This is a genomic window from Novosphingobium oxfordense (genome assembly GCF_044029435.1).
Classification (GTDB): Bacteria; Pseudomonadota; Alphaproteobacteria; order Sphingomonadales; family Sphingomonadaceae; genus Novosphingobium.
In genome coordinates this window covers 3,882,970-3,908,412 of sequence record NZ_CP147005.1, presented here as the reverse complement: position 1 = coordinate 3,908,412, position 25,443 = coordinate 3,882,970, and the positions used below count along the sequence as shown (strand labels likewise).

General features: G+C 66.7%; 19 protein-coding genes. 13 read left to right on the top strand and 6 right to left on the bottom strand.

Going from position 1 to position 25,443, the window contains the following annotated elements; genetic code table 11:
* Positions 1 to 70: 70 nt before the first annotated feature.
* A complete protein-coding gene (locus WBP07_RS18685) occupies positions 71 to 1,069 on the bottom strand; it encodes a sensor histidine kinase (RefSeq protein ID WP_395393277.1) in 999 nt (332 codons plus the stop codon).
* Between the two features lie 459 nt (positions 1,070 to 1,528).
* On the opposite strand from WBP07_RS18685, the gene zwf reads away from it, so the two are divergent.
* From zwf to WBP07_RS18660, 5 genes are all read left to right on the top strand, one after another.
* Positions 1,529 to 2,986 (top strand): glucose-6-phosphate dehydrogenase, encoded by a 1,458-nt coding sequence (zwf, locus tag WBP07_RS18680; RefSeq protein ID WP_395393276.1) that lies wholly within the window; start codon positions 1,529 to 1,531, stop codon positions 2,984 to 2,986.
* A 239-nt stretch (positions 2,987 to 3,225) separates the two neighbouring features.
* On the top strand, positions 3,226 to 5,040 hold the full coding sequence (edd, locus tag WBP07_RS18675; RefSeq protein WP_395393275.1) for a phosphogluconate dehydratase: 1,815 nt from the start codon (positions 3,226 to 3,228) through the stop codon (positions 5,038 to 5,040).
* Complete coding sequence (locus WBP07_RS18670; protein WP_395393273.1) at positions 5,037 to 6,053, top strand: glucokinase; 1,017 nt, start codon at positions 5,037 to 5,039, stop codon at positions 6,051 to 6,053. The genes edd and WBP07_RS18670 overlap by 4 nt, the downstream gene beginning before the upstream one ends.
* The gene (eda, locus tag WBP07_RS18665) at positions 6,050 to 6,676 is read left to right on the top strand and encodes a bifunctional 4-hydroxy-2-oxoglutarate aldolase/2-dehydro-3-deoxy-phosphogluconate aldolase (RefSeq protein ID WP_395393271.1); all 627 of its coding nucleotides are present in this window, start codon (positions 6,050 to 6,052) and stop codon (positions 6,674 to 6,676) included. Before WBP07_RS18670 ends, eda begins: the two co-directional genes overlap by 4 nt.
* On the top strand, positions 6,676 to 9,459 hold the full coding sequence (locus tag WBP07_RS18660; RefSeq protein ID WP_395393270.1) for a phosphoenolpyruvate carboxylase: 2,784 nt from the start codon (positions 6,676 to 6,678) through the stop codon (positions 9,457 to 9,459). Before eda ends, WBP07_RS18660 begins: the two co-directional genes overlap by 1 nt.
* A 249-nt stretch (positions 9,460 to 9,708) precedes the next feature.
* Here the strand turns inward: WBP07_RS18660 and WBP07_RS18655 are convergent, their stop codons facing one another.
* Together WBP07_RS18655 and WBP07_RS18650 are read right to left on the bottom strand one after the other, a co-directional pair.
* Positions 9,709 to 11,022, bottom strand: coding sequence for a glycoside hydrolase family 130 protein (locus WBP07_RS18655; RefSeq protein ID WP_395393269.1), 1,314 nt, complete (start codon positions 11,020 to 11,022; stop codon positions 9,709 to 9,711).
* Positions 10,994 to 13,357: a glycosyltransferase gene (locus WBP07_RS18650; protein ID WP_395393268.1), complete on the bottom strand. Its 2,364-nt coding sequence runs from the start codon at positions 13,355 to 13,357 to the stop codon at positions 10,994 to 10,996. The genes WBP07_RS18655 and WBP07_RS18650 overlap by 29 nt, the downstream gene beginning before the upstream one ends.
* Positions 13,358 to 13,693: 336 nt before the next feature.
* Between WBP07_RS18650 and WBP07_RS18645 the strand changes: the two genes are divergently transcribed.
* From WBP07_RS18645 to WBP07_RS18620, 6 genes are all read left to right on the top strand, one after another.
* A complete protein-coding gene (locus tag WBP07_RS18645) occupies positions 13,694 to 14,725 on the top strand; it encodes a 2-oxoadipate dioxygenase/decarboxylase family protein (protein ID WP_395393266.1) in 1,032 nt (343 codons plus the stop codon).
* A gap of 2 nt (positions 14,726 to 14,727) precedes the next feature.
* Positions 14,728 to 16,137, top strand: coding sequence for a succinylglutamate-semialdehyde dehydrogenase (astD, locus tag WBP07_RS18640; protein ID WP_395395836.1), 1,410 nt, complete (start codon positions 14,728 to 14,730; stop codon positions 16,135 to 16,137).
* Entirely contained in the window at positions 16,137 to 17,345 is a 1,209-nt protein-coding gene (locus WBP07_RS18635; protein WP_395393264.1) for a hydrolase, read from the top strand. Before astD ends, WBP07_RS18635 begins: the two co-directional genes overlap by 1 nt.
* Positions 17,342 to 18,361, top strand: coding sequence for an arginine N-succinyltransferase (locus WBP07_RS18630; RefSeq protein WP_395393263.1), 1,020 nt, complete (start codon positions 17,342 to 17,344; stop codon positions 18,359 to 18,361). The genes WBP07_RS18635 and WBP07_RS18630 overlap by 4 nt, the downstream gene beginning before the upstream one ends.
* Positions 18,362 to 18,371: 10 nt before the next feature.
* Entirely contained in the window at positions 18,372 to 19,634 is a 1,263-nt protein-coding gene (locus WBP07_RS18625) for an N-succinylarginine dihydrolase (protein WP_395393262.1), read from the top strand.
* A gap of 175 nt (positions 19,635 to 19,809) precedes the next feature.
* On the top strand, positions 19,810 to 20,514 hold the full coding sequence (locus WBP07_RS18620) for an HAD family hydrolase (protein WP_395393260.1): 705 nt from the start codon (positions 19,810 to 19,812) through the stop codon (positions 20,512 to 20,514).
* Between the two features lie 240 nt (positions 20,515 to 20,754).
* Here the strand turns inward: WBP07_RS18620 and nudC are convergent, their stop codons facing one another.
* Genes nudC through mutY form a run of 3 tightly spaced genes read right to left on the bottom strand, consistent with a single transcriptional unit; the run spans position 20,755 to position 23,983 of the window.
* On the bottom strand, positions 20,755 to 21,645 hold the full coding sequence (gene nudC, locus WBP07_RS18615; protein WP_395393259.1) for an NAD(+) diphosphatase: 891 nt from the start codon (positions 21,643 to 21,645) through the stop codon (positions 20,755 to 20,757).
* Positions 21,642 to 22,910 carry a serine hydrolase domain-containing protein gene (locus WBP07_RS18610; RefSeq protein ID WP_395395835.1) on the bottom strand — a complete coding sequence of 423 codons (1,269 nt, stop codon included), beginning with the start codon at positions 22,908 to 22,910 and terminating at the stop codon, positions 21,642 to 21,644. Before WBP07_RS18610 ends, nudC begins: the two co-directional genes overlap by 4 nt.
* Positions 22,911 to 22,936: 26 nt before the next feature.
* Positions 22,937 to 23,983 carry an A/G-specific adenine glycosylase gene (mutY, locus tag WBP07_RS18605; RefSeq protein ID WP_395393258.1) on the bottom strand — a complete coding sequence of 349 codons (1,047 nt, stop codon included), beginning with the start codon at positions 23,981 to 23,983 and terminating at the stop codon, positions 22,937 to 22,939.
* 29 nt (positions 23,984 to 24,012) lie between these two features.
* On the opposite strand from mutY, the gene WBP07_RS18600 reads away from it, so the two are divergent.
* Both WBP07_RS18600 and WBP07_RS18595 read left to right on the top strand, forming a co-directional pair.
* Positions 24,013 to 24,573, top strand: coding sequence for a DUF721 domain-containing protein (locus tag WBP07_RS18600; protein ID WP_395393257.1), 561 nt, complete (start codon positions 24,013 to 24,015; stop codon positions 24,571 to 24,573).
* Complete coding sequence (locus WBP07_RS18595) at positions 24,570 to 25,346, top strand: DsbA family protein (RefSeq protein WP_395393255.1); 777 nt, start codon at positions 24,570 to 24,572, stop codon at positions 25,344 to 25,346. Before WBP07_RS18600 ends, WBP07_RS18595 begins: the two co-directional genes overlap by 4 nt.
* The last annotated feature ends 97 nt before the right edge of the window (positions 25,347 to 25,443 follow it).

Here is a 25,443-nt window from a genome sequence, read left to right as displayed (position 1 = left end):
ACCCCTGCGGCAACGCCCATGCCGCGACACGCCTGCCGTGATGCCCCCGGTCGCGCGCCGAAGCGCATCCTCACGCCTGCCCGTCTTCCTTGCGCAGCGGCAGCATCACCGAGGCCGTCGTGCCCTGCCCGGCGCGGCTGTCGATGTCGAAGCGGCCGCGATGGCGTTCGACGATGTGCTTCACGATCGACAGGCCCAGCCCGGTGCCGCCCACCGCGCGGCTGCGGCTGGTGTCGGCGCGGTAGAAGCGCTCGGTCACGCGCGGCAGGTGCTCGGGCGAGATGCCGTCGCCTTCGTCGCGAACACTGATCAGCACCCAGCCGGTCGCGGTCGCCTCCAGCGAGACATCCACCTTGCCACCCTGCCTGCCGTACTTCAGCGAGTTGTCGATCAGGTTGCGCAGCACTTGGGCAAGCTGGCCGCGGTCTCCCGTCACCACCGCGCTCTCGCAATTGGCATGAACCATCACGTTCGATCCGGGCTTCGATTCGCCCGCCATCTCCTGCGCCAGCGCCACCAGTTCCACCCGGTCCAGGGGGACTTCGTGCTTCACCGCTTCGATCCGCGAAAGGCTCATGAGGTCGAGGATCAGCGCCTGCATGCGCTGCGCCTCATGCCGAATGGTGTCGAGGAATCGGTTGCGCACGCCCTCGTCCCCGCCCGCCTTCGGGTTCATCAGCGTTTCCACATAGCCGATCACGTTGGCCAGCGGCGTGCGCAGTTCATGGCTGGCATTGGCCACGAAATCGGCGTGCGACTTCGCCACGCTCACCCGTTCGGACAAGTCGTAGAGGCTGACCAGCCGGTCGGTCGGAGAGATCGCGCGGCAGTCCACTTCCCAGACGCTGCCGCCGGTGGAGAGCCCGGTAACGCGGGCAATGCCACCCTCGGCACTGAGAATCGCGGCCACCGCGCGCGGTTCGCGAATGGCGATGCGCACGTCCTGGCCAACGATATGCGCGCCCAGCAGCGCTTTCGCCGCGCTGTTGGCAAAGCGCACCTGCCCGCGCGAAACCATCATTGCCGGGGTCTGGAGATGTTCGAGAAGCTGGACGCCGTCACCGGCCATTCTATTCGCCTTTTCCCTATGCACGCCGCCCGGCGCGCTGTCGTTTGCCACGCGCGCGCCTGTCACCGCGCCGCCATTCGTGATCGTTGACCTGTCCCCATGCCCGCGCTGCGCGACAGGACAAAGACGAACGGGCAACGAACTTGCGGAAAATCGTGCCTGGCATAGTCCCTAAATACGTATGCACGCAGTTGTCGTGTTCAATCCGTGCAATCGTGGTTGAGCTTTGGCGCGCGCTCGCCTAGCACGTCGCACGCAGACCGTGTTATGCTGCAACCGCGAAGGCCAGACGTCCCACTACCGCGATCGTGCCATCCTGTTCGTTTTCTCAGGATCGACGCAATCCCGTGGCCGGCCCTGATTTTCGCCGCGTTGTACATGGCCGGGACGCAGGAGGAGGAGCCCGCCTCGGCGGAAGTAACCAAAGGTGAATAACCCCCAGAAGGTGGACAGCGCCCAGTGACCAATTCCATTACCGGCCAGTTTACATCAGACCGCCTCCTCCTGTTCGGTGCAACGGGCGACCTGTCGCGCCGTATGCTCCTTCCCTCGCTCTGCGCACTCGACGCCGAAGGCTTGCTCGATCCCAAGATCGAGATCATCGGGACGGCCCGTTCCGAGCATGACGACCAGGATTTCCGCAACTTCGCGCGCCAGTCGCTCGAACAGTTCCTTCCCGCCGAACGGCGCGGCGGCATGGCGCGGTTCCTCAACCGCCTGTCGTACCAGACGCTCGACGCCAACCAGATGGAAAGCTTCAACACGCTGGCGACCAAGGTGGGCGAGCCGAAGGACGGCCTGTCGATCTTCCTGTCCACCGCGCCCAGCCTGTTCGAACCGACCATTCGCGGCCTTCAGGCCAGCGGCCTGGCCGGCGATAACGTGCGCATCGGCCTGGAAAAGCCGCTGGGCGTGGATCTCGCCTCCAGCAAGGTGATCAACGACGCCGTCGCCCGCGCCTTCCCGGAAGACCGCATCTTCCGCATCGATCACTATCTGGGCAAGGAAACCGTCCAGAACCTGCTGGCGCTGCGCTTCGCGAACCTGATGTTCGAACCGCTGTGGAACGCCGCGCATATCGACCATGTGCAGATCACCGTGGCCGAGACGGTGGGCCTGGAATCGCGCGTTGCCTACTACGACGATTCGGGCGCGCTGCGCGACATGGTGCAGAACCACATGCTCCAGCTGCTCGCGCTCGTCGCGATGGAGCCGCCGGTCAGCTACGACGCCACCAGCGTGCGGGACGAGAAGGTGAAGATCCTGCGCAGCTTGCGCAAGGTTGCCGCCAACGAGACGGTCACCGGCCAGTACCGCGCCGGCGCCATCGGCGGCCAGGCCGTGCCGGGCTATGACGACGAACTCGGCAAGGATTCGAACACCGAAACTTTCGTCGCGATCAAGGCGCATATCGACAACTGGCGCTGGCAGGGCGTGCCCTTCTATCTGCGCACCGGCAAGCGCCTGCCCAAGCGCACGACCGAGATCGTCGTGCAGTTCCGCGATGTGCCGCACTCGATCTTCCATGGTCGTGGCGCCCGCACGGTGCCGAACCGCCTGGTCATCGGCATTCAGCCGAGCGAGAACATCACGCTGTCGCTCATGGCCAAGGTGCCGGGGCTGGACCGCAACGGCTTCGGCCTGCGCTCCATCCCGCTCGACATCTCCATGCCCGACGCTTTCGCCGGCCCGCAGCGCCGCATCGCTTACGAGCGTTTGCTGCTGGACCTGATCGAGGGTGAGCAGACGCTGTTCGTCCGTCGTGACGAGGTGGAAGCGCAGTGGGACTGGATCGACGCGATCCGGGCCGAGTGGGAGGAACAGGCTCAGGAGCCCAAGACCTACACCGCCGGAAGCTGGGGCCCCTCCGCCGCCATCGCCCTCGCCGAGCGCGATGGCGTCACGTGGCATGAGTAATCGGGCACCCGTAAGGCCAACGGCGCAAGCATGATCAGGCAGCGCACCCTATATACCGGGGTGCGCGCCCTTTCTCGTGCCGATTTCCCCGCGAACCGGTGGAAGATAGGTATTGACACCGGTTACCTAAATGCCTTCAAGCCTCGCCCGGGAGATCCCGAGCGCGTGGCTTCGGGAGGCTGAGACAAAAGACAGACGCCCTCGCAGACAGGGCAGACGGACAGAGCAGGAGTAACCCCATGAGCACCCTCAGCCCGGTGGTAGCCCGCGTAACCGACCGCATCATCGAACGGTCGAAGCCCACTCGCGCCCGCTATCTCGCCATGGTCGACCGCGAAGCCGGCCGCCATTCGGACCGTTCGTTCCTTTCGTGCTCCAACCTCGCGCATGGTTTTGCGGCGAGCGGAGAGGACAAGCCTGCCATCGCCACCGGCAAGGCAATCAACGTCGGCATCGTCACTGCTTACAACGACATGCTTTCGGCCCATCAGCCCTATGGCCGCTATCCGGAGCAGATGAAGCTCTATGCTCGCGAAGTCGGCGCGACCGCGCAAGTTGCCGGCGGCGTGCCCGCCATGTGCGACGGCGTGACGCAGGGCTTCGACGGCATGGAACTGTCGCTGTTCAGCCGCGACACCATTGCGCTTTCCACCGCCGTCTCGCTCAGCCACGCGATGTATGACGGCATGACCCTGCTGGGCATCTGCGACAAGATCGTGCCCGGCCTGGTCATGGGCGCGCTGCGCTTCGGCCATCTGCCCGCCGTGTTCATCCCTTCGGGCCCGATGCCCAGCGGCATCTCCAACAAGGAAAAGCAGAAGGTCCGCCAGCTCTATGCAGAGGGCAAGGTCGGCCGTGAGGAACTCTTGGCGAGCGAAAGCGCCAGCTATCACTCGGCCGGCACCTGCACTTTCTACGGCACCGCCAACTCCAACCAGATGATGATGGAGATGATGGGCCTGCACATCCCCGGCGCCGCTTTCGTGCCGCCGAACACGCCGCTGCGTCAGGCCGTGACCCGCGCCGCCGTCCACCGCGTGACCGAGATGACCCGCAAGGGTGACGACTTCCGCCCGATGGCGCATGTCGTGGACGAGAAGGCGATCGTCAACGCCATCGTCGGCCTGCTGGCGACGGGCGGTTCGACCAACCACGCGATCCACCTGCCCGCCATGGCCCGCTGCGCCGGCATCCAGATCGACTGGCAGGACTTCGACGAGCTTTCCGCCGCCGTGCCGCTGATCACGCGCGTCTATCCCAACGGTTCGGGCGACGTGAACCACTTCCACGCCGCCGGCGGCATGGGCTGGGTGGTGCGCGAACTGCTCGACGCCGGGCTCGCGCATGAGGACATCCTCACCGTCTCGAAGGACGGCATGCGCGCCTATGCCACCGAGCCGACGCTGGACGAAGGCGAACTCAAGTGGAAGCCGGCCCCTGCCGTCAGCGGCGACGATGCCATGCTGAGCACGGTGGCCAAGCCCTTCCTGCCCGACGGCGGCATGCGCCTCGTCTCCGGCAATGTCGGCCGCGCCACGTTCAAGACCAGCGCGGTCGATCAGGAGCGCTGGACCATCGAGGCGCCCTGCCGCGTGTTCGAAACGCAGGAAGCGGTCATCAACGCCTTCAAGGCGGGTGAGCTGGACCGCGATGTCGTGGTGGTCGTGCGCCATCAGGGCCCGCGCGCCAACGGCATGCCCGAACTGCACAAGCTGACGCCGCCGCTGGGCGTGCTTCAGGATCGCGGCTTCAAGGTGGCGCTGGTCACCGACGGCCGCATGTCGGGCGCTTCGGGCAAGGTGCCCGCCGCGATCCACGTCACCCCGGAAGCGCTGGCGGACGGCCCCATCGCCTATCTGCAGGACGGCGATATCGTGCGCCTCTGCGCGGTGGACGGCACGCTTTCCACCACGGCCGACCTTTCCGGCCGCTCGCCCGCCCCGCTGCCGGCTCCGGCCGAAGGCATGGGCCGCGAACTCTTCGCGATGTTCCGCATGAACGCAGGCGGCGCCGAACAGGGCGGCTCCTCGATGCTGGAGGTAGCAGGACTGTGAGCAACTCTGGGAGCAATGCCGGCAGCACCGAACTCGTTGCCGTCGACATCGGCGGAACCCATGCCCGCTTCGCGCTGGCTTCGGTGGACGACCAAGGCCACATCACGCTGGACGAACCCGTCACGCTGCACACCAGCGATCATGGCAGCTTCCAGCTGGCATGGCAGGCTTTCCGCGAGCGCATGGGCGGCACGCTGCCCGATGCCATCTCGATCGCGATCGCAGGGCCCGTCGGCGGTGACGTGATCCGCTTCACCAACAACCCGTGGATCATTCGTCCCGCGATGATTCCCGAGAAGATGGGCGTGTCACGCTATACCGTGGTCAACGACTTCGCGGCGGTGGCCTATGCCGTGGCGCTGGCGCCCGAAGACCAGTTCCTGCATCTGGCCGGGCCGGACGTTCCGCTGCCCACCTCGGGCACGCTCAGCGTGCTTGGCCCGGGCACCGGCCTTGGCGTCGCGCACTTGTGGCGCAATGGCCTACCGCACGGCAAGGGCGGGTTCTACCACGTGCAGGCGACCGAGGGCGGCCATGTGGACTACGCCCCGCTCGACCTGATCGAGGATGCGATCCTTGCCCGCCTGCGCAAGCGGCACAACCGCGTCTCGGTGGAGCGTGTCGTTTCCGGCCCGGCCATCGTCGATATCTACCAGACGCTGGCCGCCATGGAGACCCGCGCGGTGCATGACGTCACCGACGTGGAACTCTGGACCGCCGGCACCAGCCATTCGGACCCGCTGGCCGCCGCCGCGGTCGATCGCTTCTGCCTCTCGCTGGGCAGCGCGGCGGGCGACTATGCGCTGGCGCATGGCGCGAGCGGCGTCGTGATCGCCGGTGGCCTTGGCTACCGCATCCGCGAAACCATTCTTTCCTCGGGCTTTTCGGAGCGCTTCTGCGCCAAGGGGCGCTTCGCCTCGATGATGGCGCAGATCCCCGTCAAGCTTATCACCCATCCGCAGCCCGGCCTGTTCGGCGCGGCTGCCGCCTATGTCAGGGAGCACCATCAATGAGCAGCCCGTCCGAAGCCGTCGAAAAGGTCATGCGTCTGGCCCCGGTGATCCCGGTGCTGGTGATCGAGGATATCGAACACGCGCTGCCGATCGCCGAAGCGCTTGTCGCTGGCGGCCTGCCCGCGCTTGAGGTGACGCTGCGCACCGAATGCGCGATCGAGGCGATCAAGGTGATGAAGCAGGTTCCCGGCGCCGTGGTCGGCGCGGGCACCGTGCTTTCGCCCGATGACCTGAAGCGCTCGATCGACGCGGGCGCGGAATTCATCGTCTCGCCCGGCCTCACGCCGATGCTGGCGGAAGCCGCCTACAAGACCAAGATCCCGTTCCTGCCCGGCACCGCCAATGCCAGCGACGTGATGTTCGCGCTGGAATGCGGGTTCGACCGGCTGAAGTTCTTCCCGGCCATGGCGGCCGGCGGTCCTTCGGCACTGAAGGCGATCGCCGCACCGCTGTTCAAGGCGAAGTTCTGCCCCACCGGCGGCGTCACGCCGGAGAACGCGCCCGAATGGCTGGCGCTGGACGCGGTGCTCTGCGTCGGCGGCAGCTGGATGGTGCCCAAGGGTAAGCCGGACGTCGCCAAGATCGAGGCGGCGGCCCGTCAGGCCGCGGGGCTTCCCCGCTGATGGGCCCGGCGTTGAACACGGTCGACGATCTCGACCGCCGGCTTCAGGAACTTCATGTCCTGACCGCCCAGACGCCGCTCTACAATCCGGTTTTCCAGCTGGGGCTCGAACTGTCGCGCCAGCTGGAAAACGGCGAAATGGGCCTCGACACGATCGAGGCCCTCGTCGCCGAGATGGAGTGCGAAGGGCTGCGTGCCCGCGCCGCGCGGCTGGACCGCATGCTCGCCCCCATCGCCCCGGCCGAAAACGAAAAGCGGCTGGATGCGGCGGCTGGTGAGGAAGATTTCACCGCCTTCGCCGTGCGCTGGCAGCGCCCCGCCGCCCACGTGGTTTTCACCGGGCACCCTACTTTCCTGCTCTCCACCGCCCAGACCGAGGCGGTGACTCACGCCGCCTCCACCGGCGACCATAGCGAGGCCACCGTCTGCGCCGCCTCGCCCGCGCGCGATACGATCACGCTCGATTACGAACACGGCAAGGCGATGGAGGCCATCGCCCGCGGCCAGAAGGCCCGCGATCGCATCAACGAACGCCTGTTCGACATTGCCGCCACCCGCTGGCCGAAGCGCTGGAAGGGGCTGAACCCGATGCCCGCCCGCTTCGCCTCGTGGGTGGGGTATGACATGGACGGCCGCACCGATATCGGCTGGTCCACCTCGATCCGTTATCGGCTTGAGGAAAAGGCCCAGCGCCTGGCCAGCTATGCCGAAATACTGGCCCACGCCGCGCCCGACACTTCCGCCAAGCTGGCCCGAGCCGGCGCGCTGGCGGCGGACATGGCCGCGCGCTTCGCCGCCGACCTCTCCTCGCCCGAAGCGCTGTCGGACGCCGCCAATACGCTGACTGCCGAGCATCCGGACAAGCTGATCAGCCTGGAAGGCATCATCAGCGACCTGGAATACGAAGCGCGCCACGCCGATCAGGATCAGGCCCGCACCTTGCTGGTCGCCGCCGCCGCGATGCGCGCGGATGGCCTTGGCATGGGCTGGATCCACTTCCGCGTGAACGCCTCCCAGCTTCAGAACGCGATCCGCCTGCGCATCGATCCGGACGGCAAGCTGAACCTCGCCAGCCAGGCCGCCCTGGTCCGCATGCGCGAGTTGCTGGCCGAAGTGAAGCCGCTGAAGTCCAACTTCGCCGCGCTCGCCATCGAGAATTCGACCGCCGTTCGCCAGTTCCTGGCCATGGCCCAGATCCTTGCGCATATCGACGCCGACGCGCCGATCCGCATGCTGGTGGCCGAGTGCGAGGAGCCGACCACGATCCTGGCCGCGCTCTACTTCGCGCGGATGTTCGGGATCGACGAGAAGGTGGACGTCTCGCCGCTGTTCGAGACCGAGACCGCCCTCGAACATGGCGGCCGCTTCCTCGACGCGGTCCTGGCAGAGCCGGCCTACCGCGATTACGCGCACAAGCGTGGCCGCGTCTCCATCCAGACCGGGTTTTCGGACGCGGGCCGCTTCGTCGGCCAGGTGCCCGCCGCACTCGCGATCGAGCGCCTGCAAGGCCGCCTGTCCGAAGCGATGGTGGCCAACGGCCTTACCGACGTTTCGGCGCTGATCTTCAACACGCACGGCGAATCGATGGGGCGCGGCGCGCACCCGTCCAGCATCCAGGACCGCTTCCAGTGGCCGATGTCGCCTTGGTCCCGCCGTCGCTTCCTGCGCGCCGGGATCCGGCTGGAGCCCGAAGTCTCTTTCCAGGGCGGCGACGGCTACCTCTGGTTCGGGTCGGACGAACTGGCCTTCGCCACGCTCACCCGCATGGCCGAAATGCCGCTGTGGGGCGCCGATGCCGATGCGCCGACCGACTTGTTCTATCGTCGCACCGACCTCAGCCTCGATTTCTATCGCGCGATCCGGGGCGTGCAGCATGAGCATCTGGAAAGCTCCACCTACAGCCGCGCAATCACCGCGTTCGGCCTGGGCCTGCTGAACGATACCGGCAGCCGCAAGTCGCGCCGCCAGTCGGACCTTGCCGCCGACCGCTCGATGAGCCTGCGGCAGATCCGCGCGATCCCGCACAATGCCATCCTTCAGCAACTGGGCTATCCGGTGAACGTGATCGCCGGGATCGGCACCGCGTCGGACGGCAACCGGGAAGAGATCGCCGGCCTGCTGCGCGAAAGCGAACGCGGGCAGCAGTTGATGCGCCTTGCCCGCGCGGCCAATGCCTTGGCTTCGATCAAGACGGTCGCAGCCTATGGCGAACTGTTCAACTCCGCCTATTGGGCCAGCCGCCCCTATCGCGGGGATGAGAAGCACATCGCCGACGCCTGCCTGAAGCTGGCCGAGTATCTGACCAAGGACGACCGCACCGGCGTCTATCGCCGACTGGCCTCACGCCTGCGCGTCGATGCGATGAAGCTGCACTTCCTGCTCGACCTGCTGCCGGACGAAGCGCCGCTGCCGGACCGCGAGCACACCCGGCGCAGCTTGGGTGTGCTGCAATCGCTGCGCATCGCGCTGTTCAAGCACATGTTCCTGCGCGTGGTCATGGTGCCGCCGTTCAGCCGCGCCAACGACATCAGCCATGACGACGTGCTGGAGATGTTCTTCACCCTGCGCGTCGAGGATGGCCTTGCGCAGTTGCGCCGCGCCTTCCCGACCAGCTTCCCCTCGATCGACGACTTCACGGTGGACAAGCCCAGCGACTACCCGGATTCCAGCGCGACCGGCTATGCGCAGATCCACCGCGAATTCATCGACCCGATCGCGCGCTGCTATGCGCTGAGCCTGCGCATCACCACCGCGCTGGCGAACGAGTTCGGCGCGCACGGGTGACAGGTCCCCCCTGCTTTCGCGGCCGGATGACGACAGCCTTCTGTCGTCGCCCCCGCGAAGGCGGGGGCCCCGCTGCCTTTCGCCCTTTCCGCTAGCACAAGGGAGGCGGGATCCCCGCCTTCGCGGGGATGACGGGTAGGGACGAGCGCGGGGCGCAGGTTTCGACAACTGCGAGATAGCTGGTGTTGTGAAGCCAGTAGGGCGAAGCGCGATTAACGCCTGACCTCGCGACCGCACGCCCCATACGGCTTACGACATCAACCCCATCAGCGCCGAAATCTCGCACGTCGCGAAGCCCACGGTGCTGTCCGAAATGCCGTAGGGGATCAGCAACCGCTCCCCCACTTTCAGCGCGCCGCAGGTGTAGACCACGTTGGGCACATAGCCCGAGCGATCGGCATTCTCAGCCGTCAGCACCGGCTCCACCGTGCGGGCCAGCACGATCGACGGATCCTTCAGGTCCAGCAGCGCGCAGCCCAGCGCGTACTTGCGCATCGCGCCGACGCCGTGGGTGAACAGCAGCCAGCCGTGCTCGGTCTTGATCGGGCTGCCGCAGTTGCCGATCTGGATGAATTCCCAGGGATAGGCCGGCTCCATTAGCAGCACGCCGTCATCGTCCCAGACGGCAAGCTCGTCCGACTTCAGCAGGAACAGGTTCTGCCCGTCCTGCCGGCCGACCATGCAGTACTGCCCGTCGACCTTTTCGGGAAACAGCGCCATGCCCTTGTTGCGCCCGGCGCGGCCGTGGATCGGTTCCAGCTCGAAAGCGCGAAAGTCGCGCGTGCGCAGCAGTTCTGAGCGGATAGAACTGCCCGAATAGGCGGTGTACGTGCCCACCCATTCGTAATCGCCACCGCCGTGATCGAACCGAACGAGGCGCAAGTCCTCCAGCCCGCCGCGCTGCTGCTCCGTGATCGGGAAGATCACCGTGTTCGACAGGCTGGAATCCGGATGGCGATGGACGAAGACATTGGTGTCCTCGGCATCGATCTGCTCCTCGTCGTCCAGTTCGACCGAAGTGGCGAACGAGGCCTGCGGCCACAGCGAAAAGGTGCCGTCATCCTCGGCAATGCCTTCGCGAAAGGCGATGGAACTGATGTGCCCTTCCCCCACTGCGCGCAGGCTCATGATGAAGCGCACCGATCCGTCCTGCATGCCCGACTGGTCGGGCGCGGGCACGATGGAGGGGTTCATCAGCGCAGCGGCGGCGAACGTGTACTCATGGCAGAAGTACGAACCGATCAGCCGCTTGCGCGACTCGGAAAAGCGCGTGGGATCCAGGTCGAGGTTCGCCGCCACTTCGGCGAAGCGCTCCTCGAAGATCGTCTCGGTCTGCCAATGGCGTTCCTTGAAGTCGCGCAGCACGCGTTCGTATTCCGCGTCGGCACGCTCCTCCGTCAACGCGGCGACGTGCTCCACCAGCTTCATCGCGCGGCCGCTGGGCGCGTTTTTCGCCTGCCAGCCAAGGTGAAAGGGGCGCAACACCACCCGCGCCGGATCGGCGTGAAGGCGTGTTTCGAAAACGTGCAGCGGTTCAGACCAGGCTGTCTCGGGCCAATTCAAGCCAACCTCCTCCCGAAGCCAGGGGACCTGCCGAAACCAGCGGGCCCGACTGGGCAAGCTCGGCCAGAGCATAATGCGAAAGCTGGAAAGCGAGAATGGATTCCGCACCGCAATTGCCATTTACTCCGCGCGGCGTAACGCCGTCGTGGCAGCGGCCGGACGCAAGATCGGCCAGCATGACGCCGCGGTCGTTGCCGCCGAAGAACCATCGCCACGCCGCCAGCGCATGTTCGCGCCAGAACGCCCCGCGCGTGACGCGCCACGCGGCGCGCGACGCCTCGATCGCGGCCTGCGCCTCCAGCGGCTGCTGGTCGAACGGCAAGTAGCTGTAGGGCTTGTGGAAACTTTCCGATCCGATCGGCCGGAACTGCCCCTTGGCGGAAACCTGCTGGTGGCAGATCCATTCCAGCGTCGCCAGACCGTCTCCGATCCAGTCCTCCCGGCCCAGCATCGCGCCGGCCTCGATCAGGGCCTGCGGCAGGCGCGGATTGTCGTAACCCAGCACCGCCTCGAACCAGGCCCAATCCGGCCGGCGGCCATGGCCCAGCAGTTTCATCAGGAAATCGCCGCCGGCTTCCACCCGCTCCCGCGCGGCCTCATGCCCGGGATCGCGGCGCAAGACCGCGCAAGCGCCCAGCATGGCGAACGCGATCGCGCGCGGCGAATGCGAATCGCCCACTGCCGGCAGCGCCTGTTCGAAAAGGTCCAGCGCCCAGTCACCCAGCCCGGGATCGACGTTGCATTCGCACGTTTGCCCAAGCGCCCAGAGCGCGCGGCCATTGGAATCCTCAGACCCCTCGTCCTCGCACCACGACCGGTCATAGCGCATGAAATTGCGGAACCGGCTGAGGTCGGGGTTCCAGGCGTATTGAATGAAGCCGGCATAGGCCATGCTCCACTTCATCCGCTCCGCCGCGGGAACGCCCTGCGCCACGTTCATCAGCATCAGCGCGCGGGCATTGTCGTCCAGGCAATAGCCATGGCGACGATCCGGCACGACGCCAACACCGTGCTGCAGCATGCCGGTGGCATCGCTCATCGCGAAGACCGCCGAAAGACCCGGCGTCGCCGTCACCGGCGGCACCACCGGGCGCGGTGCGCGGGCATTGTCGATCAGCCGGGCGGAACTTTCCGCGAAGCGCGGCCAGATCATGTCGCGCCCGCGCACCCAGGCACGGCGTTGCATGGCGGCGAGTTCATCGGGATTGTCCAGCAGTGCGTTGACAGCCTCGGCAATCGCGGCGCTCGATCCGGGCTCGATCAGCGTGCCCACGCCATTGCCCAGCAGTTCGCGAGCATGGACATAAGGAGTGGAGACTAGCGCCTTGCCCAATGCCACCGCATAGCTCAGCGTGCCCGACGTCGCCTGCTGAAGCCCGGGATAAGGCGTCATGTAGATGTCGCAGGCCTCAAGCTGGTCCAGCAGTTCGCCGGTTTCGAGGAAGCGGTTGTCCCACACGAGATGGTCCGCAACCCCGAGTTCCGCCGCCAGGCTTTCCAGCTTCTCGCGATAGGCCTCGCCTTCGCGCGCCACCAGATTCGGATGGGTGGCGCCGACGATCCGATAAAGCACGTCGGGATGGCGCTGCACGATCGCGGGCAGGGCCGCGATGGCATGTTCCAGCCCCTTGCCCGGCCCCAGCAGGCCGAACGTCATCAGAACCTTGCGGTCCGACAGGCCAAGCCGTGCCTTGAATTCTTCCTGCCGGCCGAAAGGCCGATCGGGCGCGCCATGTTCGATCACTTCGATCACCCGCGCCGGCACGCGATATTCGCTTTCGAGCACTTCCTTCGAATGGCGCGACATCACCATGATCCGGGACGCGCGCACCACAAGGCGATCCAGGATCGCCCGCTGATGCGCGGTCGGTTCCTTCAGCACGGTGTGCAGGGTGAGGATCAGGGGCGCGGCCAGCCGGTCGACGAAATGGCATACCATCTCGCCATCCTCGCCGCCGAAGATGCCGTATTCGTGCTGAAGCCAGACGGCATCCACCCCGCTCTCGTTGATCTGGCGGGCGGCGCGGGCATAGTCTTCCGGATCGTTGCAGGCCACGGTGCCGGCGACGTTCTCGTACTCCAAAGGACGCGCCGGATCGTCCAGTGCATAGACATCCACCGTGATCTCGGGGTGATGTTCGCCCAGCTGTTCGAATATATCGGTTGTAAAAGTAGCTATCCCGCACTTGCGAGGAGCAAAATTACCGATCACCGCAATATGCGTCGACCTTGGTCGAACATTGGCATCGTTTCCGCCAGCGGCGTCAAATATCGAACGCACCTTGTTCGAACCCGATTTCCAACCGGGTTCTTCATCACGAGGCAACCAGTTCATGCGCGCTCCTCGGGGGCAGGAGAGAGAGATCGAGTCCTCAAAGCGCAAACATGCCACGAGTTTCCCGCTGCACTGCAAAAATCTTTCGTTAACGGGTCGAAGCGGTGCCGATCGACGGCCTGTGGAGCGCTTCACACATTCGGCAGTCACAACCGCTCCAAAGGCTTGGCCGCCCCTTCTGCGGCGACTCGCGGCCGGCCCGTCAGGCAGGCGCAAACGCATGAGGCCAATAGGTATAGACAAAAAAGCGCATCTGGTGCCCTTGCGCCATGGACTTGGTGCGGGGGCTTTCCTATGTCTTCACACACGCGAAACAACAGGAACGACGGGAAAACGATGCCCTCCGCCCCCCAATCTCACGCGAATCCGGACCAGACGCTGTTCCGCCTGCTGGCGGCCGCCATCGGCGCCGACAAGGCGACGCTGGCACTCACCACGCTGACCATCGACCCCGCCCTTGCCGGTACCGGCGACGGCGTCAGCCGCGCGCAAGTCGCCATGGCGCTGAACGCCGCACTGTTCGCAGACCTGCTGGACCGCGTGCCGACCGCGCAGCGCTATATCGACGACGTGCGCGCGGCGGGCGAAACCATCGTCTTCGACCATGGCGCGCTGCGCACCATCGATGGCGAAACCGGCGCGCTGCCCGGTGGCCACATGGCGTTCGGCCGCTTCCTGGCGCCGCTCGGCTATGAGATCGTCGGCCTCTATCCGCTGCCCAAGCTGAAGATGACCGGCCGCGCCTATGCCCAGCGCGACCTGCCCGAGACGATCCCGCAGTTCTTCGTCTCCGAACTCCATGTGGACCAGTTGCCCGAAGCAGCGCGGGGCGCTTGCGCCAATGTCTTCGGCACATCGACCGATCCGCTGGGCGAAGCGGAATGGACCGCACTGGACACGCTGGCCAGCGATGGCCAATGCCCGTTCGACATGGCGTTGACCGCGCTGAAGGGTGCCCTCGCCTGCTTCGAACGCCAGCATGAGCCCCCTGCGCTGGCCGATTACGAAGTGCTGCTGCCCGAAACCAAGGAAGGCGCCTGGATCGCCACGGAGGGCAATGCCTTCAACCACGCGACCACCCGCACCGCGAACGTGATCGAACTGGCCGATGCGTTGAAGGGCCAGGGCTATCCGATGAAGCCCTCGGTCGAAATCTCGCAGAACGGCCGGGTGCGCCAGACCGCGATCCTGGCGGACAAGGTCGTGCGCCCGTTCCGCGAGGCGGATGGCAGCGAAGTGCCGCTGCCGGTGCCCGGATCGTTCTACGAATTCATCACCCGTGACATCGATCCGGAGACCGGCAAGCTGGACCTCACTTTCGATTCCGGCAACGCCACCGGCATTTTTGCCGTGACGAGGAACGCATGACCATGCTCCGCTCCTACGACCCCGCCACCGACGCGCTCGTCTGGGAAGGCGAAATCGCCGATGCGGCAGCGGTGGACGCCGCCCTCGGACGCGCCCACGCGGCGTTTCCCGGCTGGGCCGCGCTGCCCGTCGCCGTCCGTGTAGAGGCCGTCCAGCGCTACAAGGCGGTGCTGGAAGATCGCAAGGACGCGATTGCAGAAATCATCTCGCGCGAAACCGGCAAGCCCTTGTGGGAAACGCGCACCGAGCTGGCATCGATGATCGGCAAGGTCGGCATCTCGATCACCGCGCAGGCTGAACGCGCGGGCGAGAAGCGCAACGACATGCCGTTCGGTCAGGCCGTACTGCGCCACCGTCCGCACGGGGTGATGGCGGTGCTGGGTCCGTTCAACTTCCCCGGCCACTTACCCAACGGCCACATCGTTCCCGCCCTGCTGGCGGGCAATACGGTGGTGTTCAAACCCTCCGAAATGACCCCCGCGACCGGGCAGGCCATGGCGGATGCCTGGGCGGAAGCGGGCCTTCCCGAAGGCGTGTTCCAGATCGTCCACGGCGCGCGCGAAACGGGTGAGGCGCTGGTGGCCGGCCATATCGACGGGCTGCTGTTCACCGGATCGGCCGGGGCCGGCGCCCATTTCCGCCGGATCTTCGCGGACCGTCCGGACGTGATCCTTGCCCTCGAACTCGGCGGCAACAACCCGCTGGTGGCGTGGGATGGGGACATCGAGGAGGCCGCCTCGGTGGTCGTCCAGTCCAGCTTCATCACCACCGGCCAGCGCTGCTCCTGCGCGCGGCGGTTGATCGTGCCGGACGACGATTTCGGCACCGCGCTGGTCGATGCCGTCGCCGCGCTGGCGGACCGCGTGACCATCGGCGCATGGGAGGAGACACCCGAACCCTGGTTCGGCCCGCTGATCTCCGGCCGCGCGGCGGAAGCCGCGAAGGAGCGCGTGGCCGAACTGGTAGCACGCGGTGCCAAGGTGATCCGCGCGTTCGAAGGCGTGGAAGGGCGCGGCAATGCCTTCGTCACCCCCGGCATCCTGGACGTGACCGGGATCGACGTTCCGGACGAGGAGATCTTCGCCCCCGTCGTGCAAGTGACCCGCGTGCCGGACTTCGATGCCGCCATGGCCGCCGCCAACGCCACGCGCTTCGGCCTTTCGGCCGGCCTGATCAGCGGCGACGATGCCCTGTGGGATCGCTTCGTGCTGGAAAGCCGCGCAGGCGTGGTCAACCGCAACCGCCCAACCACCGGCGCGGCAGGCTCCATGCCGTTCGGCGGCCTGGGAGACAGCGGCAACCACCGCCCCAGCGCGTTCTACGCCGCCGATTACTGCGCCTATCCGGTCGCCAGCTTCGAGGCGGCGAGTGTGGCCGGCAACAGCGGCGCGCTGAACGGCAAGCTGCGTTGATGACGGGCCTCAGCGGCGAGGAACGCGATCTTCTCACCCCGGTAGAGCGGGCGCCGATCCTTGCCCACACGCTGGACTGGGCGGCGATCAACAGCGGCACCGCGAATATCGACGGGCTGGCGGCGATGGCGGAACGCCTCGCCGCCGCTTTCGCCGCGCTGCCGGGCGAAGTGAAGCTGGTCGATCCCGCCCCGGTCGAGAAAGTCGACAGTCAGGGCCAGACCCGCCAAGTCGCACATGGCCGCCATCTGGTGCTCTCGGTCCGGCCGGAGGCCGAACGCCGGGTGATTCTGACCGGCCACATGGACACCGTCTACCCTCGTGAGCATCCGTTCCAGACCTGCGACTGGCTGGACGACAACACGCTCCATGGCCCCGGCACGGCGGACATGAAGGGCGGCCTTGCGCTGATGCTGGCCGGCCTTGCCGCTTACGAGCAGGCGAAACCTACGCTGGGCTACGATGTCCTCATCAACAGCGACGAGGAGACCGGATCGCTTTCCTCCGCCCCGCTGATCGCCGATCTGGCCAAGGGCAAGCTGGCGGCGCTGACTTACGAGCCCGCCCTGCCCGGCGGCCAGATGGCCCGCGCCCGGCCCGGATCGGGCAACTATGCCGCGGTGATCCACGGCCGCTCCGCCCATGCCGGCCGCAATCCCGAGGATGGCCGCAACGCCATCGTCGCCGCCGGGGACCTTGCCCTGCGCCTTGCCGCGATGCGCCGTCCCGGCCTTTCGGTGAACCCCGCCAAGATCGAGGGCGGCGCGCCCAACAACACCGTGCCGGACCTGGCGATCCTGCACTTCAACATGCGCCCGGCCACGCCCGAACTCGCGGCCGAGGCGCAAGCCTATATCAAGGCCGCCGTCGCCGAAGTCTCCGCCGCGCATGACATGCACATGCACATCCACGGCCACGTCTCGCGCCCGCCCAAGGCGATTTCGGAAAAGACCGAGGCGCTCTACGGCGTGGTCAGCAAGGCCGCCGCCGATCTGGGCCAGCCGATGAGCTGGAAGGACACCGGCGGCGTCTGCGACGGCAACAATATCGCCGCCTGCGGTGTGCCCGTGCTCGATACGATGGGCGCGCTGGGCGGCTCGATCCACTCGCCCGACGAATTCCTGCTGGCCGATTCTCTCGACGCCCGCGCCCGCCTTACCGCCCTCGTCCTATATAGACTGGACCGCGACGGAGTTCTGCCCGCATGACATTCCTCCTGCGCACCGCCCAGGAAAGGGACCTTGAAGCGCTCTATCGCATGGCGAAGGGCACGGGCGGGGGCTTCACCAACCTGCCGCCGGACAAGCCGACGCTGGACGCCAAGCTGAAGCGCACCGCCAAGAGCTTCGCGCGCGACAGCGAGGAAATCGCCAACGACCTGTTCGTCTTCATCCTGGAAGATACCGAAACCGGCAAAGTGCGCGGCACCTGCCAGGCGTTCTCTCAAGTGGGGACCGAGTTTCCGTTCTACTCCTACCGCATCGGCCGGATCACCCAGCATTCCAAGGAACTGGACCGCACGTTCCGGGCCGAGATGCTGACGCTCTGCACCGATCTGGACGGGGCCAGCGAAGTGGGCGGCCTCTACCTGGACGCCACCGAGCGTTCGGCGGGCGTGGGCAAGCTGCTGGCGCGCAGCCGCTACCTTTTCATCAAGACGCACCGTTCGCGTTTTGGCGATACCACGCTGGCCGAACTGCGCGGCGCCATCGACGATGCCGGCAACTCACCGTTCTGGGATGGTCTGGCCGGCCGCTTCTTCGACATGAGCTTCCGCGACGCGGATGAGTTCAACGCCAAGCACGGCAACCAGTTCATTGCCGACCTGATGCCGAAGCATCCGATCTACTGCGCGCTGCTGTCCGAAGCGGCGCGGCAGGTGATGGGCCAGCCGCACTATTCGGGCCGCCCGGCGATGCGGATGCTGGAGAACGAGAACTTCGCCTTCCAGAACTACGTCGACATCTTCGATGGCGGCCCGACCATGCTGGCGCGGACCGACCAGATCCGCACCGTGCAGGAAGCCCGCACTGCCGTGATCACCGAAATTGCCGAGGCCGATCTGGAAGAGGCCAGCCATCTGGTCGCCACCGGCCGCCTTGCCGAATTCCGCGCCTGCCTGGGGAAAGTGGACACAGCCGAAGGCGGCGTTACCCTTGATGCCGAAGCCGCCGCTCTGCTAGGCGTGACGAGGGGCGACAGCATTACTTACGCGAGCGCCTGAGAACCCCTTCATGCTTACCGAGATCAATTTCGACGGAATCGTCGGCCCCAGCCACAACTATGCGGGGCTCAGCCTCGGCAACCTCGCCTCGACGAGGAACTTCGGCAAGGTCTCGGCCCCGCGCGCCGCCGCTCTGCAAGGGCTGGCAAAGATGCGCGCCAATCTGGATCGCGGACTGGTGCAGGGCTTTTTCCTGCCCCAGCGCCGCCCCGATACCGACTGGCTGGGGCAGCTGGGCATGACGGTGGAGAACGCCGATCCGCGCCTGCGCGCCAATGCCATGTCGGCCAGTTCGATGTGGGCCGCCAATGCCGCCACCGTCTCGCCCGCGCCCGATACCGCCGACGGGCGCTGCCACCTGACCGTCGCCAACCTCGTGACGATGCCCCACCGCAGCCACGAATGGCGCGAAGCCCTGGCGCAGCTGCGCATTGCCTTTGCCGATCCGGAACACTTCGTGGTCCACGCCCCGGTGCCGCCGCCGTTCGGAGACGAGGGCGCGGCCAACCACATGCGGCTCTGCGCCAGCCATGACGCGCCGGGGATCGAGGTCTTCGTCTATGGCGAGGCAGGCGGCCCCTACCCCGCGCGCCAACACCGGGAGGCCAGCGCCGCCGTCGCCCGCCTGCACGGCCTCGATCCCGAACGGACGATCCTGGCCCAGCAGTCGGAAGAGGCGATCGCCGCCGGCGCGTTCCACAACGATGTCGTCGCCGTCGCCAATGAGCGGATCCTGTTCACCCACGAACACGCCTATACCCGGCGCGACTGGCTCTACGCCGAACTGCGCGAAAAGCTGCCGGAGATCGAGATCGTCGAGATCCCGGCCAGCGAGGTCAGCCTGTTCGACGCGATCCAGTCCTACCTGTTCAACGCCCAGTTGGTGACGCTCCCCTCCGGAGAGGCGGCGCTGATCCTGCCGACCGAGGCGCAGGAATCGCCCACCGTGTGGCGCTGGCTGGAAAAGCTGGTGTCCGGCAACGGCCCGATCCGCCACCTGTTCATCCACGACTTGCGCGAATCGATGGCCAACGGCGGCGGCCCGGCCTGCCTGCGCCTGCGCGTGGTTGCCGATCCGGCCACCGTCGATCCCCGTTTCCTGGCGACCACGGACAAGCTGGACCGCATCGAGGCCCTGGTGAACCGCATGTGGCCCGACCGCATTGCCGTGGAGGACCTGTCCGACCCCGCGATCTGGAAGCAGTGCCTGGCGGCCCGCTCCGCCCTCTGCGCGACGCTGGGGCTGGAAGAACTGGACCGCGAGCGGTTCTGACCTCCAGCGATTCTGACCGCTAGCGATTCTGGCCGCTCCCATCGCGTCCAAAAACACCGTCGCCCCCGCGAAGGCGGGGGCCCCGCTTCCTTCGAAAAGCCGCCGCTCCACTTTTCGCAATGCCAGTTTCGTGTTTTGCAATGGTTCCGCAGCAACCAAGCTTCATATTGGCGGCATGGCTACATCGATACTGACCGCCGCACCGCGTGTGCTTCCCGATCCGATCCGGGCGGCGATCTTCGACATGGACGGGACCCTGCTGGATACCGAGGCGGCGCATCGCAACGCTTTCGTGCAAACCGGCCATGCCATCGGTCACCCGCTGCCCGACGACCTGCTGCTCTCGATGGTGGGCGTGCACCGTGGCGGCAGCCGTCGCCTCGTGGCCGAACGCATGGGGCCGGACTTCCCGCTGGACCACTTCTTCGATGAAAGCGACGTGCTGTTCGAAGCGATGGTCGACGCCGGCATCGCCCTGCGCCCCGGCGCCGAAGTGATCCTGGAGCATTTCGTGAAGGCGGGCGTACCGCTGGCCATCGCCACCTCCACCGAAGCGCCCTATGCCACGCAGCGGCTGGAGAAGGCGGGGCTGCTGTCCTACTTCGACGTGGTCGTGACCCGCAGTGACGTGACCCACGCCAAGCCGCACCCGGAACCCTATCTGCTGGCCGCCAGCCGTCTGGGCGTCGATCCCGCGCATTGCGTGGCGGTGGAAGATAGCCCCGCGGGCGTACGCGCCTCGTCCTCGGCAGGAATTGCTACCGTGCTGGTGCCGGACCTGTTGCCGCCGACCGAGGAAATGGTGCTGGCCAGCGCCGAGGTTCTGCCCAGCCTCCACGCCCTGCGCGACTTGCTGCTGGCGCCGACCGAGGCGGGTTGATTTTACGCGGAGGCATGGAGAGGTCGTCTTGCTTCGCGCGCTTTGCGTTTGGGCATGACCTTGTGATTCACCCCCGACCTCGCCTCAAATAACTCCGTCGCCCCCGCGAAGGCGGGGGCCCCGCTTCCTTCCGCCATGCCCGCCAAGAAAAGCGGGGTCCCCGCCTTCGCGGGGACGACGCGGTTTAATATGATAGGGAAGGGCAGACGGCGGTCAAACTGACCTCCGCTCCCCCCGTCCTTACTGATCCAGCCACCACCGCATCAACACATGCGCGATAGCGTGCGCAGGCGGCGCGCCGAAGGCCTTGCCGTTCTCGTTGCGGCCGATCGCTTCCAACGCATCCGCCACATCCTCGCGCGTGAACCATCGCGCATCCTCAAGCTCGGTGGTGTCGATCGTCAGCCCGTCGCTTTCGGCCACGGCATAGCAACCGATCATCAGCGAGGACGGAAACGGCCACGGCTGGCTGGCGACATAGCGCACGTCGCGCACCCGCACGCCAGCCTCTTCGAACACCTCACGCGCAACGGCTTCCTCCACCGTCTCACCCGGCTCCACGAAACCGGCCAGCGTGGAATAACGCCCCTCCGGAAAGCGCGGCTGGCGGCCGAGCAAAGCACGCCCTTCATGCTCGACCAGCATGATCGTCACCGGGTCGACGCGCGGGAAGTGCTCGGTGCGGCATTCTGGATTGATGCAACTGCGCTGCCAGCCGCCCTTGGCAAGCACGGTGCCCGACCCGCAGGTCGAGCAGAAGCGGTGCCGGCAATGCCAGCTCACCAGACTGCGCGCGGTGCCGTAGGCGGCCAGTTCGTAAGGCGGCAGCACCGCCATAGTCAGCCAGTTGACCGGCGTGGCATGCGGCCCGCCCGGCGGGGTGACGGCGGGAACTTCGGCAAAGCACGCCGCCTCGCTATCCAGGCCGAGGAAGATCAACTCGCTATCCGGCGCGGCCCGGTCCAGCCCGTCCCACAATAGCGCACCGCTGCCAGCCAAGACCGCGTCGAGACCATCCATCCGCAGCAGCCGCGCGTTCGGCCCTTGCAAGGCGGCAAGCGCTTCGGGATCGTTGCGAATATGGTCGGCACGGTCGAGATGAGCACCCGAAAAAGCAATGGGAAGGATCAAGCGGGCTTCTCCAACAGGGCCATGACATCGGCCTTCAATGCGGTTTGGAATTCGGGCAGCAACGGCAGTGCGTCGCTGGGCATGAACTGGACGAACAATTGCGAGCGCACGGCGTGGTTCATGTCGACCATGCCGACGGTTCCCGCCGCGCCGGACCAGCCGAAGATGCCGGCCTCCGCACCCAGCCCGATACGGCCACCGGCACCGAAAGCGGCGGGGCCGCCGATCATGTGCGAACGGTCCGCCCCGGGCGGCAACAGGTTCGACGTGCCCATGGCGACCGCGCGTTCGGACAGCACGCGCCGCCCGTCGATCATCCCGCCTTGCGCCAGCATCCGCAGGAACCGGTCGTAGTCGCGCGGTGTGCTGACAAGCCCCGAACCGCCGAAGGGAAAGGCCGGAGGATCAAGATAGACCGAAGTCTCAGGCGGATCGATCGGCACCAGCACGCCGCCCAAGGCGCCGTAATTGGTCGTCAGCCGCCGCTCCTGAGTGCGCGGAACGGTGAACATGGTGCTGGCCATGCCCGCCGGGCCGAACAGGGCTTCGGCCAGGTAGGCGTCGAAGCTCTTGCCGGTAACCACCTCGATCACCCGGCCCATCACGTCCAGCCCCATCGAATAGGACCAGCGCGTGCCGGGATCGGCCACCAGCGGCAACGCCGCCAGCCGGTCCGCAAAGTGATCCAGCCCCTTGATGGTCGGCCCGTAAGTCAGCCCCGGCACTTCGATCCGGCTGATCCGCCCCGGAACAAGACCCTGCCGCACATAAGCATCGTGGATTGGCCCGGTCTGCACGATCGAATAGCCGATGCCCGAAGTGTGCGTTACCAGATGGCGCATAGTAATCGCGCGCGGGGCTGGGTGAACGCGGTCTAGCGCACCGTCGTAACGGTCCTGCACCTGCATCGTCCGCCACGCGGGCAGGATGTCCGCCAGCGGCTGATCGAGCGCAAGCCGCCCTTCCTCCACCAGTTGCATCGCCATAAGGCCGGTGATCGGCTTGGTCATCGAATAGATGCGGAACAGGCTGTCCGGCCCCATCGGCGTGCCGTCATCGAAACCCTGCGCGCCGCGTGCCACGAATGTCGCATCGCGGCCCGCCATGCCGACCGAGGCAACCATGCCGGGGAACTTGCCGGTGCCAACCCAGCGATCGACCAGCGCGGAGACCTTGGGTAGCGCAGCAGCCTGCTCCACCGCCCATGCCAGGCGCGGCATCAATGCCGCCCCCAGCCCCGCCGCCGCGCCGAGGCGCAGGGCCATGCGGCGGTCGATCAGGGCGGAAAGACTCACACCGCCTCTGCGAGTGCGAGACGGGCTACCTTGGCGAACAGCGTCGGCAACCCCGCCTCGTCGATCCGGTCGAGCGGCCACCACTCGCCTTCGCCCGGCGGATCTCCGGCCAGCGTGCCGAGATGAACCTGAAGCGAGAGTTCCAGCGAGAAATGCGTGAAGACGTGGCCGACGCGGCCGGCATTCTCCCAAGGACCGTCGATCGGCCCCTCTCCGCTGCCGTCGCTGCCGGCGATCCAGCCATCGTCGGGCAGCGCGCGCATCCCGCCCAGCATGCCCTTGTCCGGGCGGCGGACGAGCCAGACATGCTCATCCCGCTCGATCCAGAACGCCCGGCCCTGCCGCGTGGGCTTGGCCTTCTTGGCGGCTTTGACCGGCAACCGCTCCGGCTCGCCCTGCGCTCGCGCCTTGCAGGGACCAGCCAGCGGACAGAGCAGGCAGCGCGGCGCGCGGACGGTGCAGATCGTGGCGCCAAGGTCCATCATGGCCTGCGCGAAGTCGCCCGAGCGCGCGTCCGGCGTGATCGTGTCCGCCAGCGCGCGGATGGCCGGGCGCGCCCCCGGCAACGGCTCTTCCAGCGCGAAAAGGCGCGAGACGACCCGCTCGACATTGGCGTCCACCACCACCGCACGGCGGCCGAAGGCGATCGCGGCTACGGCGGCGGCGGTGTAGGCGCCCAGCCCCGGCAGCGCGCGCAGCTCGTCCTCGGTATCGGGAAACGTCCCGCCCCGCGCCGCCACCGCCCGCGCGCAGGCCAGCAGGTTGCGGGCGCGGGCGTAGTAGCCAAGCCCCGCCCAGGCCGCCATCACCTCCTCGTCCGCCGCGGCGGCAAGGTCGGTCACTTGCGGCCAGCGCGCGGTGAACTTGGCGAAGTAGTCCTTCACCGCCGCCACCGTGGTCTGCTGCAACATCACTTCGGACAGCCACACGCGATAGGGCTCCGGTGCCGGAGTGCCCGGGGCCGCGCGCCACGGCAGGGTGCGCGCGTTGCGGTCGTACCAGTCGAGAAGCAGGTCGGGGATCGTATCGCGGCTGGCGTCCATGCCAGCCCTATGGCATTGGAGCGCCGACAATGGAACGGGATCGCCCAAAGAACAGCGGCAAGGAAACCGCAAAGACGCCGAAGCGCTATGAGCGCCCGCGCGGCGGTCAGGCGCGCATGATTGCCGATCTGATGCCCGAGGTGGGCCGCACCGCATTCCGCCGCTTCGGATTCGTACAGTCCAGCGTGGTGACACGCTGGCCGGAGATCGTCGGCGCGCGCCATGCCCGCGTCTGCTCCCCCGAATCGATCCGCTTCCCGCCCGGCGAAAAGTGCGACGGCATCCTGCAACTGGTGGTCGCCCCCGCGCACGCGCCGATGATCCAGCACGTGGTGCCGGAGATCATCGAGCGGGTGAACCGCTTCTTCGGCTACAAGGCTGTGGCGAAAGCGAAAATCCGGCAAGGTGAGGTTAAGCCGCCACCTGCTGCAAAGCCGCAGACCGCACCGCCCAGCGTAAAGCCGGTGCCGTTCGAACTGGGCGAATCGCTGCGCGACGTCGGCGATCCGGAACTTCGCGCGGTGCTGGAATCACTGGCCCGCAGCCTTGCGGCCAAGGACGAGACTTTGAAGGACGAACGGGGAAAATGAAGATGTTTTCGAAGTCGCGTGCTGGAAAACTTGGCGTCAAATTTGGCACGCTTGCTGTTGCCGCCCTGCTCGTCACCGGAGTCGGGGCAACCGCAGCGCCCGCGCGCAAGCCCGCAGCCGCTCCCGCGCACAAGGCCGCACCCGGCAACTGGGGCACGCTGGTCACGGTGACGGCGGACGGCAGCCACATGCTGGGCAACCCCAAGGCGCCCACGCAGGTCACCGAATTCGTCAGCTACACCTGCCCGCACTGCGCGCACTTCACCAAGGAATCGGACGTTCCCCTGCGCCAGACCATGGTGCCCAAGGGCCAGGTCGCGATGACGGTGACGAACCTGCTGCGCAACCCGATCGACCTGACCATCGCCATGCTGACCACGTGCGGCGACCCCAAGCGCTTCTTCACGCGCCACAACGCCTTCCTGGCCACGCAGGACATCTGGATGGCGAAGCTGAACACGCTGGGCGAAGACCGCCAGAAGCGCTGGTACGAAGGCGATATCCAGGCCCGCATGCGCCTGATCGCGGCCGATTTCGACTTCTATTCGATGGTCGCGCCCTGGGGCGTCAGCCACGCGCAGGCGGACCAGTGCATCAACGACAAGGCCGCTTTCGCCAAGCTGGAACAGCAGCAGAAGACGGTGCAGGCAGTGGGCGCCACCAGCACGCCCAGCTTCGTGCTGGATGGCAAGCTGCTGGACGTGCACGACTGGGCCGGGCTGTCGCAGGCGCTTTCCGTCAAGCAGGCTTCGCAGCGCAAGGGCTCGATCTGATCGGGCCGAAACCCCGGAATCTTGTGGGAAAGCCGCCGAAAACGGGCTTTCCCACGCTTTGAACGCCTCCAGCGTTACGCTAACTTTCGCACTTCCA

Bases quoted from the DNA above. Each gene is read 5' to 3' on its own strand.
- WBP07_RS18685 (WP_395393277.1), bottom strand. From the start codon at position 1,069: ATGGCCGGTGACGGCGTCCAGCTTCTCGAACATCTCCAGACCCCGGCA.
- edd (WP_395393275.1), top strand. From the start codon at position 3,226: ATGAGCACCCTCAGCCCGGTGGTAGCCCGCGTAACCGACCGCATCATC.
- eda (WP_395393271.1), top strand. From the start codon at position 6,050: ATGAGCAGCCCGTCCGAAGCCGTCGAAAAGGTCATGCGTCTGGCCCCG.
- WBP07_RS18660 (WP_395393270.1), top strand. From the start codon at position 6,676: ATGGGCCCGGCGTTGAACACGGTCGACGATCTCGACCGCCGGCTTCAG.
- WBP07_RS18650 (WP_395393268.1), bottom strand. From the start codon at position 13,357: ATGAACTGGTTGCCTCGTGATGAAGAACCCGGTTGGAAATCGGGTTCG.
- WBP07_RS18645 (WP_395393266.1), top strand. From the start codon at position 13,694: ATGCCCTCCGCCCCCCAATCTCACGCGAATCCGGACCAGACGCTGTTC.
- astD (WP_395395836.1), top strand. From the start codon at position 14,728: ATGCTCCGCTCCTACGACCCCGCCACCGACGCGCTCGTCTGGGAAGGC.
- WBP07_RS18635 (WP_395393264.1), top strand. From the start codon at position 16,137: ATGACGGGCCTCAGCGGCGAGGAACGCGATCTTCTCACCCCGGTAGAG.
- WBP07_RS18630 (WP_395393263.1), top strand. From the start codon at position 17,342: ATGACATTCCTCCTGCGCACCGCCCAGGAAAGGGACCTTGAAGCGCTC.
- WBP07_RS18625 (WP_395393262.1), top strand. From the start codon at position 18,372: ATGCTTACCGAGATCAATTTCGACGGAATCGTCGGCCCCAGCCACAAC.
- WBP07_RS18620 (WP_395393260.1), top strand. From the start codon at position 19,810: ATGGCTACATCGATACTGACCGCCGCACCGCGTGTGCTTCCCGATCCG.
- WBP07_RS18610 (WP_395395835.1), bottom strand. From the start codon at position 22,910: ATGGCCCTGCGCCTCGGCGCGGCGGCGGGGCTGGGGGCGGCATTGATG.
- mutY (WP_395393258.1), bottom strand. From the start codon at position 23,983: ATGGACGCCAGCCGCGATACGATCCCCGACCTGCTTCTCGACTGGTAC.
- WBP07_RS18600 (WP_395393257.1), top strand. From the start codon at position 24,013: ATGGAACGGGATCGCCCAAAGAACAGCGGCAAGGAAACCGCAAAGACG.
- WBP07_RS18595 (WP_395393255.1), top strand. From the start codon at position 24,570: ATGAAGATGTTTTCGAAGTCGCGTGCTGGAAAACTTGGCGTCAAATTT.